The sequence below is a fragment of the Ruegeria sp. HKCCD7303 genome, from assembly GCF_013111185.1.
Lineage (GTDB): Bacteria > Pseudomonadota > Alphaproteobacteria > Rhodobacterales > Rhodobacteraceae > Ruegeria.
In genome coordinates this window covers 1-13,298 of the sequence record NZ_WVRE01000010.1, presented here as the reverse complement: position 1 = coordinate 13,298, position 13,298 = coordinate 1, and the positions used below count along the sequence as shown (strand labels likewise).

At 56.3% G+C, this 13,298-nt stretch carries 11 protein-coding genes and 1 pseudogene; 7 read left to right on the top strand and 5 right to left on the bottom strand.

Annotated features, from left to right (window positions below):
* Positions 1-5: 5 nt before the first annotated feature.
* Genes GS630_RS19520 through GS630_RS19505 form a run of 4 tightly spaced genes read right to left on the bottom strand, consistent with a single transcriptional unit; the run spans position 6 to position 4,777 of the window.
* Positions 6-635 (bottom strand): DUF3726 domain-containing protein, encoded by a 630-nt coding sequence (locus GS630_RS19520; protein ID WP_171621327.1) that lies wholly within the window; start codon positions 633-635, stop codon positions 6-8.
* Positions 632-2,320 (bottom strand): hypothetical protein, encoded by a 1,689-nt coding sequence (locus tag GS630_RS19515; protein ID WP_171621326.1) that lies wholly within the window; start codon positions 2,318-2,320, stop codon positions 632-634. Before GS630_RS19515 ends, GS630_RS19520 begins: the two co-directional genes overlap by 4 nt.
* A gap of 4 nt (positions 2,321-2,324) precedes the next feature.
* Positions 2,325-3,299: a membrane dipeptidase gene (locus GS630_RS19510; RefSeq protein WP_253285950.1), complete on the bottom strand. Its 975-nt coding sequence runs from the start codon at positions 3,297-3,299 to the stop codon at positions 2,325-2,327.
* Positions 3,299-4,777, bottom strand: coding sequence for an aldehyde dehydrogenase family protein (locus GS630_RS19505; protein ID WP_171621325.1), 1,479 nt, complete (start codon positions 4,775-4,777; stop codon positions 3,299-3,301). The genes GS630_RS19510 and GS630_RS19505 overlap by 1 nt, the downstream gene beginning before the upstream one ends.
* A gap of 66 nt (positions 4,778-4,843) precedes the next feature.
* Here GS630_RS19505 and GS630_RS19500 point away from each other — a divergent pair, with 66 nt between their 5' ends.
* Positions 4,844-5,716, top strand: coding sequence for a LysR family transcriptional regulator (locus GS630_RS19500; protein WP_171180966.1), 873 nt, complete (start codon positions 4,844-4,846; stop codon positions 5,714-5,716).
* 26 nt (positions 5,717-5,742) lie between these two features.
* Here the strand turns inward: GS630_RS19500 and GS630_RS19495 are convergent, their stop codons facing one another.
* A complete protein-coding gene (locus GS630_RS19495; RefSeq protein WP_171621324.1) occupies positions 5,743-6,645 on the bottom strand; it encodes a LysR substrate-binding domain-containing protein in 903 nt (300 codons plus the stop codon).
* Between the two features lie 134 nt (positions 6,646-6,779).
* Here GS630_RS19495 and GS630_RS19490 point away from each other — a divergent pair, with 134 nt between their 5' ends.
* From GS630_RS19490 to GS630_RS19460, 6 genes and pseudogenes are all read left to right on the top strand, one after another.
* A complete protein-coding gene (locus tag GS630_RS19490; protein ID WP_171180970.1) occupies positions 6,780-7,868 on the top strand; it encodes an aromatic ring-hydroxylating dioxygenase subunit alpha in 1,089 nt (362 codons plus the stop codon).
* Positions 7,868-8,594: pseudogene (locus GS630_RS22680) on the top strand (class II aldolase/adducin family protein). Before GS630_RS19490 ends, GS630_RS22680 begins: the two are co-directional and overlap by 1 nt.
* Complete coding sequence (locus GS630_RS19475; protein WP_171238781.1) at positions 8,591-9,238, top strand: enoyl-CoA hydratase/isomerase family protein; 648 nt, start codon at positions 8,591-8,593, stop codon at positions 9,236-9,238. The pseudogene GS630_RS22680 and the gene GS630_RS19475 overlap by 4 nt, the downstream one beginning before the upstream one ends.
* A complete protein-coding gene (locus GS630_RS19470) occupies positions 9,235-10,386 on the top strand; it encodes a CaiB/BaiF CoA-transferase family protein (RefSeq protein ID WP_171238780.1) in 1,152 nt (383 codons plus the stop codon). Before GS630_RS19475 ends, GS630_RS19470 begins: the two co-directional genes overlap by 4 nt.
* Positions 10,387-10,421: 35 nt before the next feature.
* Entirely contained in the window at positions 10,422-11,261 is an 840-nt protein-coding gene (locus GS630_RS19465; protein ID WP_171180974.1) for an alpha/beta fold hydrolase, read from the top strand.
* A 183-nt stretch (positions 11,262-11,444) separates the two neighbouring features.
* Entirely contained in the window at positions 11,445-12,965 is a 1,521-nt protein-coding gene (locus GS630_RS19460) for a sulfatase-like hydrolase/transferase (RefSeq protein WP_171238779.1), read from the top strand.
* Positions 12,966-13,298: the final 333 nt, after the last annotated feature.

Genomic DNA, 13,298 nt, shown 5'->3' with positions numbered 1-13,298 from the left:
TCTCTTCAATCATTGTCAGAAAGCCCGGACCCTGCACCCAGCAGGCGGGATTCCTCGGTTGCGGGGGCATAGGTGCGGTGGGCATAGCGGTTCAGCATATCCCAATCCTGCGGGTCAGGATAGGCGCGCGTCTCTTGTTCACGTGTTGCGGTCGGTGCACCGCCTCGGGAAACCACGACCGTGTGGGCCGTTTTTGGCAAACTGTCCGGGGCCATGAGCCAATCCTCGCCCACGACACTCTGAACCGTGTCGATCTCAATCGTCAGCGCTTCGTTCAATATACTCGCGGCGTGGCGCGCAAACGGCAGCATCAAGGCGGGCACTGCGACGTTCCGCATCTCGATTGGACTCGTTTTCAGCAAGTGGGCCGCATCAGACAACAAAGGCCCCGCAGACAAGGGGCACAACGCCTCTTCGCCCTGCCAGAGACGATCAATCTGCCCAGGGCGATGCGTCGCCGGGTCCGAAGCCAGCCCCCGCTCCAACAACGAGGACAAAATCCCGGCCCCATCCAGCCCCTGCGCGCAGAGCCAGCGGGCCGCCTTCGACGCCTCCTCGGCCTGGCCCCAGGAATAGCCCGCGCCACGGGTGGCCCGTTTTGCGGTTGCTTCCATCTCGTTGAGCGAAAAATTCATGTTGGTTCCTGCGGGTAGACCCAAAGATCCGCGTTTTCAGAAGTCAGCTCCTCCGGGTACGGCGCACCGGAATACATGCAGATTCGCACCCATCGATCCGAACGGGGGTCAAAATGGGTTGCTCCAAAGAAAGACAGCTTTGCCCGCAGCATGTCGATAGGCAGCACCTTTGACCCAATCGTGTTATCCCGGATTTCACCATAGGGTGCGGATGGGGTCATTTGTACGCGCCGGATCGTGTGGCGATGTTCCGGGTGACGCAACAGAAATTCGGCCACGGGCTTGGTGTCTTCCCACCCGCCCAGCGCGTCATAGGCAGCCGCTGCATCCCGCGCCGGGGCCAGAGGTTGTTCATAGTCAGAAATGGGTTCATCAAACCGTTCCCCCATGCGGGGTTCCAGCTTTTCCTCAGAAACATACCACGCTCGCGCGCAATTCTCGCGGACGTCCCAATCCAGATCCAAAGCCCAGGCATATGTTTCCCGGATCAGATCACGAACTGTCCCGATGGACATGGTTCCATCAATCACAAACGCCTGCGAACGGGTGTCTGCCATGCACGAGGCCAGCCCGTCCACCAAATCGCCATAAGGCTCCAGGATCAGCGACGCCAGCAACTCCTGACCTTCCTCGCTCAACGCGGTTTCTGACCAGTCCACCAGTCGATTCCACGGTCGATCTGCGGTCAAATTATCTTGGCGCAGATACTCGGAGATCAACAACAGGTCAGCCTTCAATGCCTCGAGCTTTTTGACCTGTATCGGGTGTTCAGACCGCCACCACGAAACCGACAGTCGGCTGCGTTCGAAAACATCGCGGAACCGCGCGATCTCGGCGTCGCTGGCCACGTCCACAGACCGAACCCGCGCAATCGCTTCTTCCCGTACCATGATCCAGTTGTTGAACAGAACAGGGTGGTTGACGATAAACGGCGCCATGCCAAGCCCGGTAGAGTTACCAATCCCCAGCCAGCGGGAAATTTCTGGGTCCAAAGTTGCAGCCTGATCGCCGCCTTGGACGTTCGCCATGTGCTGCACCAGATCCCGCACAAATGCCCGGGTCAGAAAGACCGAGAGCATTTCAACCTGAAACGGGGCCTGCGTCTCGGGCCGGTCGGCAACTTTTTCCCGATCCGCCGCGCCAAATTTACCCGAGCCATACACGGCAGTTGTCCGCATCAGGTAGCCGACCTGATAGATCTGCTCTACATCCGGCTGCTGGCCTGCGGCCAAGGATTTCACAACATGGTCCCAAAGGCGGACCGAGCGATTGGCACGAGACAAGGACAGCTCGCTCTCGCTCACCCGCCCGGCCTCTTGCAGGGGTACGTTTCGGGAAAGGCGGTCGATGTCGGCCTCGGTCGGGATGCCGTCGAACAAAGCAAAGGTGGCATCCCACGCTTCGGCAATCACACGATCCGAGCGTTGCTCCGGCGGCAAGTCATGAGCAAAGGCCACCAGCGAATATGTCCGATCCGGCCCTTGAGAGGTATAGACCGCCCGACCAACACCATTGGCGTCAATGTCGAAGACAGGCCGTGTGAACGACCAGTTTTCCCGTGCCATCCGGCGGGTCAATTGCCGCATGAAACTCAGTCGACACTGATGCAAAGAACCCAACCGCGACAGCCGCATAACTGTGGCCGGGTCTCGTCTTTCGATCTGTGTCTGCGTCTGAGCGTCCATTCAACTACCCCTGAGCACCGAAATTCTCGGCAAAGAACCTGTACCAGTTTTCACCCATGATACCGGCCACTTCTTCATCGTTCAGACCGGTCGCACGCAACCCGGATTCGATGTTTCCAAAGTCCCGATTGTCCTGAAACCAAGACGGCATCGGGGGGAATCCGGGGTTACTTGCCGACCCCTCACCATAGTCGATCTGCTTCGACCAACGCCCAACCCGCATCCATTCGACAACGCTGTCGGGCTGATCCTGGCACAGATCCGTACCGATCCCGAGATGTTCCGCTCCGTATTTCTCAGCCGTCCGCGCTATCATCTGGCAGAAGCTTTCAAGAGTGCAGTCTGACTTGTCCTTCAGGTGATGAGGATAGACCGAAAACCCCAACATCCCACCGTTTTCAGTCACCGCACGGATCACTTCGTCTCGTTTGTTGCGCAGGGCCGGGGCCCAATCAAACGGGTTAGCGTGAGTGATCGCAATCGGACGCTCGGACAGCTCGGCCGCCTCGATCGTGGACCGGTCGGCTGAATGGCTCATGTCAACGACAAGCCCAACGCGGTTCATCTCTTTGATCACCTGACGCCCCATGCGGGTGATCCCGGTGTCTTCGGCCTCGTAGCAGCCTGTCGCCAACAGCGATTGGTTGTTGTAGGTCAGCTGCATAAATCGCGCGCCCAGTGTATGCACGATTTCGACCAAGCCGATGTCGTCTTCGATGGGCGATGGGTTCTGAAACCCAAAGAAAACTGCTGTGCGCCCGGTTTCCCGTGCTGTATCAATGTCGCTGGCCCATTGACCCTTCATGATCAGGTCCGGGTATTGTTCGAACCAGCGGTTCCACTTTTCAAAGTTCAGAACGGTTTCACGGAAATTTTCATGATAGGCGATGGTGACGTGGATCGCGTCCACGCCCCCTTCGCGCAATTGCCGAAAGATCTTTTCGGACCAGTTGGCGTATTGCAGCCCATCGATCCGCATCAGATCGGCTTTCCGGCGCTGATATATGCAGTTTTGACCGTCGTGTAGAATTCGGCCGCCGCCTTGCCCTGTTCACGTGGGCCATAAGAGCTGTCACCACGCCCGCCAAAGGGTACATGATAATCCGTGCCCGCTGTGGGCAGGTTCACCGTCACAACCCCGGTGCGCGCATTGCGCCGGAAATGTGTGGCGCGGGCCAGATTTTGCGTGACGATGCCCGAGGTCAGACCGAAATTGGTATCGTTGACCGTGGCCAAGGCCTCATCATAGCTGTCGACCTTGATGACCGAGGTCAGCGGCGCGAACATCTCTTCCCGGTTGATGCGCATGTCGTTGGTGGTGTTCAGGAACACGCCGGGGCTCATGTAATACCCATCATGCGGCATGTCCAAACGCTGCCCGCCGCAGGCCAGTTCAGCGCCTTCGGATTTACCCAGATCAACATAGGCCAGGTTCTCGGCCAGTTGCTGCGCGCTGACGACAGGGCCCATCTGAGTCCCCTCTTCCAGCGCGTGACCGACTTTCATCGCCTGAGCACCCGATACCAGTTTCTCGACAAACGCGTCATGCACAGCGGCATGAACCACCAGCCGCGATGAGGCGGTACATTTCTGACCGGTTCCTCCAAACGCGCCGCCCAATGCCAGCGAAACGGCTAGGTCGAGATCGGCGTCGTCCATCACGGCCAGCGCATTTTTCGATCCCATCTCCATCTGAACCTTGGTCAGGTTCTGGATGGCCGCTGCTGCAATGCCCTTGCCCACCGGCACCGATCCGGTGAACGAGATGGCGTTGACCTTCGGGCTTTCCACCAGCCGTTGCCCAATGGACCGACCCGAGCCCATGACAAGACTGAACAGGCCCTTGGGAATATCCTGACGGTTGATGATCTCGGTCAGGGCCACGGCAGAGGCAGGCGTGATGTTGGCCGGTTTCCAGACTACCGCATTGCCATAGCAGAGCGCCGGGGCAATCTTCCAAGAAGCTGTCGCGGTCGGGAAGTTCCACGGGCTGATAACGGCGACCACGCCAACCGCCTCGCGGCGCACGTCAATCTCGATATCAGGACGTACGGAATCTGCGTTCTCACCGATCTGACGCAGGCATTCAGCTGCGTAATATGTGAAGAACTGACCGGCGCGAAAGACCTCGCCCTTCCCTTCTGCAAAGGGTTTACCTTCTTCGCGGCTGAGCAAGGTGCCCAGTTCTTCGGCACGGGCCATCAGCTCGTTGCCGATGTTCATCAGCACCGCCTGCTTGCGTTCGAGCCCGTAGGCCGCCCATTCGGCTTGCGCGACACGCGCTTGGTCCAGAGTCACGTCAAGCTGATCCGCACTGGCTTGTGCGAAATGGCCAACAAGGTCGCTCAGGTCTGAAGGATTGCGGTTTTCGATCTCGCTTTCGCCGGCAAGCCATTCGCCAGCAATCAGGTTCAGGTTGGTCACGGTTCGCCCCAAAAATAATAGAAGTTGGGGCATAATGGACTTCTCACACAATATCAGTCAAATTCAATATAATTGACCAAACTTCAGGAATTTTGAAATTTGACACTAAAAATCGAAATGCTGCGTTGTTTTTGCACGGTCGCGCAAACGGGCAACTTGTCGGAAGCAGCCGACCGGTTGGGGCGCACACAATCTGCTGTCTCGATGACTTTGAAACAACTTGAGGACCACTTGGGAAAAAAGCTGTTTGTTGGCGAGCGTAAGAACCACCTATCTGCATTGGGCGAGCAAGTGTTTGAGTTGTCTCTTAAACAAGTCCGCCAGTTTGACCAAACGGTGCAGTCGATCGAAGCTGCTGCTCATGCCGCCAATGGATTGATCCGAATTGCGTCCGTCCCTTCGGTCGCCGCGTTGGTGTTCCCGTCCGTGCTCGAACACATGACACACCGTTTCCCAGGCGTGAAAGTCGAACTAATGGACGCTGATACGCGACAGGTTTTGGATGCGCTTGCCGAGGGCAAAGCTGATATTGGCATAGCGTCAGGCTTTCACCCCGTTAAAGGGGTTAAAGCGCACCTCTTTTTCGAAGATCAGTTCGGTCTTGTCTGCGCCGCTGATCATCCGTTCAACAAAAAGGCGGTCCCGCCCAGTGTAAATGATGTGGTCACACCTTCATTTGTGCGAAACGCCTTGTGCGACCTCATCGAGACGCCTGAGTTCGTTAAGGCGGTTGAAGAGGCGAATGTCACCATTCACAATACGCAGTCCCTGATAACAATGGTTGGAACGGGCAAGTGGGTTACCATCCTTCCGCAAACAGTTGCTCGTATTATCCCTGAAAGCATGGCCTTTCGCACATTGTCCGATCTACCCGACAGGCGACAGGTCTATTTGTATGTGAAGGAAAGGCCTCGGTTCAAAGCCTTGGCAGATGAATGCAGCGCATTCATTCTTGCCAGCAAGCTGACCTGAGGCCCCCCTTTCAATCGCAGCATCTGTTAGCGGTTGCCCCGACCTGCTTCTTGCAAAATCCAATCCCGAAATGCCCTGAGTTGCGGCTGTTTTATCGCGTCAGATGGGTAAACAAGATGGTAGGATCTGGAAGGTGCAAAGTCTTTGGCAAACGGCCGTATCAACTGGCCGGATTGTAATTCAGCCTCGATCAACGGCAGTAACCCAAGGGAAACACCCTGTCCCGACAACACCGCTCGGAGCAGAACACTCGAATCGTCTATAATCACACCGGGAAGGTGGTCGCCGGTTTCCACCCCGTGTGCATCGAACCACTCCAGCCAGTCGACTTGATCCTTCCAGTGCAACAGAGGTAGGCGCAACAAGTTTGCAGGTTCGGTAGGATGGCCCCCCTCTGCGATCAGAGATGGGCTGATGACGGGCGACGTTGGGAAACGCAGCAGCGCCTCTGACGTCAATCCCGGCCAATCTCCGTCCCCCCAGGCCAGCATCATATCGGTCTGACCATCCGAAAACTCCACACCACCCGGGGAATACTGAAGATGCAGGCCTGTTTCCGGGAAACGTTGCCAAAAGCTGAACAGGCGGCGGGACAACCATTGCGACCCAATCAGCGCGCCGACGCCAACCGTTATTGACGATCTATTAGCGGTCTGGCGCGCGTCCTGCACGGCCCGGTCAAGCCGCGCGAACACCGCCTCGCACGCTTCGGAAAACTGCTGCCCTGCTTCGTTCAAAGCAACCGACTGCGCATGGCGTTCAAACAGGGGGCAGCCCAGATGAGCCTCGAGCGATTTGATCTGTGAACTCACGGCTGTGGGCGTCACACCAAGTTCAGTTGCGGCGCGTTTAAAGTTTCCATACCGCGCGGCAATCCAAAAGACACGAACTGCCCCGAGCGGTGGAACGTCACTGCCGCTTTGCCTCATGAGACCAACTTTAAGTTATCCCAGATATAAAGATTCTATATCTGTGCAAAGCTGCCAGTGCAATGCAGGCTAATGCTGAACAACATCCCCGCGATGCAGCACCACTTTGGCAAACCCACCAGAAGAGACCCCAGATGCCACGAGATTTGCCTTTGCAGGCCAAATATTACACTCAGCCGGACTGGTTCGAGGTCGATAAAGAGAAAATCTTCTTCCGAAGCTGGCAATGCGTTTGTCATGTGTCCGAAGTTGCGGAGCCGGGCGATTTCAAGACATTCACCATCGTTGATGAGGATGTCTTTGTCATTCGCGCACAGGATGGTGGCATCAATGCGTATTACAATATCTGCCGCCACCGCGGTCATCCGCTGGTCGAAGGGTCAGGCAAGGGCAAAAGGGTGTTGGTCTGCCCTTATCATGCGTGGACTTATGAAATTAACGGCCGACTGCGCCGCGCGCCGGGTTCTGCGGAAAGCGATGGGTTGACCTGTGACCAGATCAACCTGCGCACTATTCAGGTCGAGGAGTTCTGTGGCTTTGTCTTTGTGAACCTAGACGAAAACGCTGAGCCTATGGGGCCCGGGCTTGAGGAATACCGCGACAACATCCTCAGCTTTCATTCCGACCCAACAAAGCTGAAATTTGTCTGCGAAACTGAAATCGAACATGACAGCAACTGGAAGCTTTCGGTCGAAAACTACAACGAGTGCTACCATTGCCCGACAGTGCATGCGAGCTCGCTGACCCATGGCGTTCTTGAGATGGACGGATACACAACGGTCCCGCACGGGAAGACAATCTGGCATGATGGCAAGGCGCAGACAAAGAACGAAAAGCAGTATGATTATGATCTGAACGCCGGCCCACGCGCAGGTGATTACGGTGCCTACTGGATCTTTCCCAATGTGTCGATGTGCTGTTACCCCGGAGGGTACTTTACGATCCGTCAGTTTTTGCCTGTGGCATGGAACAAGACGATCTATCGGTATCGGTGGTTCTCAAGCGGAGGCATTTCGGATGAAGATGTGATTGAACTGATGCACAAGCACAAGGAAACAACCGGGGCCGAAGACGAAGTTGTTGTCTCCAAGATCCAGAAAGGCATGCAAAGCCGCGCGTTCGAACCGGGGCCTTATGTCATCGGTGACGGCTCTGGTGCGATGAGTGAGGTCGGGCTGCGCCATTTCCACAATTTGTACCGCGAAGCGTTGGGAGAGGCTTGATGAGTGACGTAATCCGTCAGGACTTGGCCGCGCTTTACCGCCTTGCTCATTACTATGGCTGGACCGACCTGACATCGACCCACATTTCAGCGCGTCTTCCAGAGGACCCTGATCATTACCTGTTGAACTCACACGATTTGATGTTCGACGAAATCACGGCTTCGAACCTGACCCGTATGTCTTTCGACGGGCAGGCCGTGGATGACGGGCCGGGCAGCGGTAAGATCGTCAATTTGGCCGGGCACATCATCCATTCGGGCATTCTGTCGGCTCGGCCTGACGTGAATTACGTGATCCACAGCCACACGCGCTGGCGTTGCCGTGTCGGCCATGCCCGAAGGGTTGTTGGCTTTGTCCCAACACGCGGGATTTGTACTGGGTACGTTGTCGAGCCATCCCTATCAGGACTCCACAGCGGTTGAGAACGAAGGTACCCTGTTGGCGCGCGACCTTGGTAGCAATTTTGCCATGCTGTTGCAGAACCACGGGCTGTTGGTGGTCGGACGCACGGCGGCAGAGGCCTTTATTTATCACTACTACCTTGAGATGGCCTGCAAAATTCAGGTCGATATTCTGAGTTCAACGGACAAGCCGATCACGATCACAGACGATGCAATGGATGCCTTGCACGACTGGGGGGCGCCGCAAAACGGACCACATGGGGGCGTCCAGTGGCCAGCGCTGATGCGTATGCTGGATCGAAGCGTGCCGGAGTTCCGGTCATGAGTGACAATGACCTGATCATGGCCCAACGCGAAGGTGCCTGTCTGACTGTCACGATCAACAGGCCAGCAAAGGCCAACTCGCTGACACCTCAGATGCTGGTCTCTCTGCGTGACGTTTTCCTTGAAGCCGGCAGTGACACAGCGCTGCGGGCTGTGATCATTACCGGCGCATGCGGGCGTGTTTTCTGCGCTGGCGCGGATCTAAACACACTTTCCATCGACGTGAACGGCCCAGACCCCTGGGACGAAATGGCCGAAGCGCTCAGAGCCATCCCGGTACTGACTCTGGCTGCCATTAATGGGCCTTGCATCGGCGGGGGGATGACACTGGCCCTTTCCTGCGACATCCGGGTTTGTGTGCCCGAAGCACGGTTTTCCTACCCGGTGCTCAAGAACAACGTTTTACCCGGTCAATACGATGTAAACAGGATGCACGCCTTGATTGGCCCGGGTCGGAGCGCAGCAATCCTGTTGGGGGGCGATGCCGTCAGCGCAGAGGATGCAGCCATGTGGGGTCTGGTCGACCGAATGGTGACGCAAGAAGTTTTAACAGACACCTGCCAAACGTTGTGTGCACCGGCCATAGCCTCTGCCGACGGGCATCTGAAAACCCTGAAATCCATGCTCGGAAGGAGTTCCAGATGAAAGGTATCCGAATTGTCGACATGACATCCGTTTTGTCCGGGCCGTTCTGCACCTGGCTAATGGCCAGTCTGGGCGCCGACGTTATCAAGGTGGAAAACCCGACTGGTGACCTTGCCCGCACAACTCCGCCGTTCGAGAATGACATCAGCCTCTATTTTGCGTCCCTGAACCGCAACAAGCGCTCGGTCGTTCTGGACCTGAAGACTGAACAGGGCAAAGAAGCCCTGCACAAGCTGCTGGCCACAGCAGATGTGTTTGTCGAGAACATGCGGCCCGGTGTGCGCGACCGGTTGGGATGCAGCGACGCCGATCTGAAACGGATCAACCCGCGCCTGATCTCGGCCTCGATCAGCGGCTTTGGGCAAACCGGAAGCCTTTCGCACCGCCCGGCCTATGACATCGTGGTCCAAGCAATGAGCGGCATGATGAGTATTAACGGAGAGTTGGACGGAGACCCCACCCGCGTCGGCTTTTCGATTGGGGACATCTCGGCTGCGCTGTTCACCACCATCGGCATTCTGCAACGTCTGTATGCGCGCGACGCACAAGGGAGCCAAAGTACCAGTCACTTGGACGTTTCCATGCTGGCCTGTCAGTGGGTTTGCTTGGAAAATGCCTTTGCGCGTTATCTCAATGCCGGGATCGTTCCAAAACCCATCGGCTCACGCCACCCGTCGATGACACCTTTTGAACCCTATCCGACAGCGGACCGGGATATCGTCATTGGCCTGGGAAGTGACAAGGACTGGCCCCGTTTTTGCGAGGCCATAGGATACCTTGACCTGCTGGACGACCCGCGCTTTCAGGGCGATGAGGTGCGGCTGGCCAATCGCGACGCTCTGGATCAGGTGTTGGGCGCGCATCTGAAACAGCATCCGGCATCTCATTGGATACAGATTTTGATCGACAACAGCATTCCGTGCTCGATGGTCGAGAACATCCAAACGATTGCAGACGATCCTATCGCAGAAGAATACGCCGCCTTTTCCACCGTAAGCTCTGAAGGGAAGGATATGCGTTTTGCGCGCAACCCCATTGCAGATCGCGGCCTTCAGGAAAGCCCGGCACCCCGCCTTGGACAACATACGAACGAAGTTCTGTCAGAACTGGGATATGACGATGCAGCCATCGCAGTTTTGACACGCTGAACTCAAAACTCTCCGACCAAGACAGGACCATTCGAATGCCCGAGTTTCAAACACCTGATGGGATAGCGCTGTACTACGAGGCAACCGGAACAGGTGCCCCGATTGTATTTGTGCACGAATTCGGCGGCGATTACCGCAGTTGGTATCGGCAGGTCTCGGACCTGTCGGAGTCCTTTTGCTGCATCACCTACTCGGCGCGTGGGTTTCATCCCTCTGCGATCCCCTCAGACCGCGCGCAATATGGGCAGGCGCAATCAACCGGTGATCTTTTGGCGTTGTTCGATCATCTGGGTCTGGACGCCGCGCATCTTGTCGGAACCTCGATGGGCAGTTTCACCAGCCTGGACTTTTCCCTGAACCACCCCCAACGCGTCCTGAGCGTGACGCTGGTTGGTAACAGCTCTGGACCCCGCGATCCGGGCGAACAGGAAAACTATCGAAGAACCTGGGTCGGGCACGAAATTCAGCTGCGTAAAGACCGGGGAGGAGACGGAGCCGTCGCGGTGCTGGAAAATGATGCCGCCTATCAAGGCTTTCAGAAAAACGACCCCGATGGTTGGGCGACATATTCTGCAAACCTGCGCGGTCAGTCTGCCGAAGGGGCTGTGCATGTGTTATCTACCCTGCATTGGAACCGGCGTTCCCTTTTTGACGACAGCGCTCGGCTGCAGGCTTTCAAAACGCCTGTCATGCTCGTGACCGGGGATGACGATTATTATCTGGTCGGTGAAACAAATGCATTCTTGAAGGACACCCTTACCAAGGTCAGATGGCATCGTTTTCCGGCGACAGGTCATTTGGTCAATATCGAACGGTCAGACGCGTTCAACCGCCTGCTGGCCGAGTTTATCGAGGAGCCGTCACACGAAAGCTGATCCTTACCGATTGCTGGAATGCGGCCCGATCTGCAGCGGTCTCGTGAAAACCAGGAGGCATTTTGAGGAAGTGCAACGCCCCAAACCGGGCGACTAAATTTGGCGCCAATGCGGACCAAGCTTGACCCAACATACAATTGGAACGACCGTCCTGTGCGACACCTTGCATGAAAGGGCATCCCCATGAGCAGCCATATTCGGCAAGAAGAAAGAACGCAGCGCCGTGATCGTTCGAACATGCTGATCATCATCTCGGACGAGCATCGAAAGGACGCGATGGGATGTGCGGGACACCCTATCGTCAAAACGCCCAATCTTGACGCTTTGGCCGCGCGTGGCACGCATTTTACCAATGCTTACACGCCCTCGCCCATGTGTGTTCCAACCCGCGCGGCGATCGCAACCGGTGATCATGTTCACAAGACCCGGTATTGGGACAGTGCATCGCCCTATGATGGCCGCATCCGAAGCTGGATGCGTCATTTGCGGGATCAAGGGGTGAAGACCGTTTCCATCGGCAAGCTGCACTTTCGTTCGGCCGAAGATGACAACGGTTTCTCGGAAGAACTCCTTCCCATGCATGTTGTGGGCGGCGTCGGATGGACGATTGGCCTCCTCCGCGAAACCCCGCAACCCTACGATGCGGCGGCAGAGTTGGCCGCAGATGTCGGCATTGGGAACAGCACTTATACCGACTATGACCGCGAGATAACCAAAGCTGCCGAAGCGTGGTTGCAGAACACGGCGGACCCGGATCAACCTTGGGCCGCATTTATCTCGCTGGTCAGCCCGCACTATCCGCTGACATGCCCGGAAGAGTTTTACACCATTTATGATCCTGCGCGGATTGACCTACCCGTCGGATACGAGAACCGTTTTCGCCCAGAACACAGAGAGTTACGGAATTTGGCGGGCTTTTTCGACTACGAAAAGTACTTTGACGAACAAAGGATGCGCGAAGCCAAGGCTGCTTATTATGGCCTGACCAGTTTCATGGACGATTGCGTCGGTCGCATTTTGAAGGCGTTAGAGGCAAGCGGTCAGGCCGAAGACACAGTTGTCATCTATGTCTCGGACCACGGGGACATGATGGGTGATCAGGGTTTCTGGACCAAACAAGTGATGTACGAACAATCCGCAGGGGTCCCAATGATCCTTGCATGGCCTGGCGTGCCAAAGGGGCGCAAGGTGGCCACCGGAACCTCGTTGATCGATCTGGCGGCCACTGCGCTCGACGCCACAGCAGTATCCCAAGACGAAATCAGCCGCGCTTTGCCCGGTGTTTCCCTGCGCCAACTGGCCCGTGAGCCTGACGATCCAGACCGCACCATTTTAAGCGAGTACCATGATGGCGGGTCAACCACCGGAACGTTCATGGTGCGGTGGCAGCAATGGAAGTATGTCCATTATGTCGGCCATGATCCGCAGCTTTTCGATCTTGCAACCGACCCGAACGAACTCCGGGATCTTGTCGCCCTGCAATCAGATGGCGCCTTTGCACTGGCTGCTCTTGCCGAAGGTGAACGCCGGTTACGAGAAATTTGCGATCCCGATGCTGTCAACGCACTATGTTTTGCCGATCAAAAAGCGAGGATTGAAGAACTGGGCGGAGAGGAAGCTTGTCGGACGGCTTATTGCTTCAATCACACGCCGACCCCGAGCGAGCAGGAGAAGATGCGTCAAGCAAGCGCCCTGAGAACCTGATTTGGCTTTTTCCGAGGATATTCCGTTTTTGCGGATATTCTTTGCCGAACCAGGGGTTCAACCGGCGTTTGACAGAGCCTGATGGAACTTAATTTGACCGCGTTACGTTTGTGTTATGGGTTTGACGCGTTTAGAATGGTCTGTTGTTAGATATTCTGACGCTGTTTACGTGATTAGGGTTTGCACCTCTGAGCTTCGGGTTACGAGGCTGACGGTGTTAAGACGTTAAGCAATTGATCCGGTGGATTTTTTGTAGATCGACCGGGCTGTTTGGATTTTGGTTGCGGGGAGAGGATTTGAACCTCTGACCTTCAGGTTATGAGCCTGACGAGC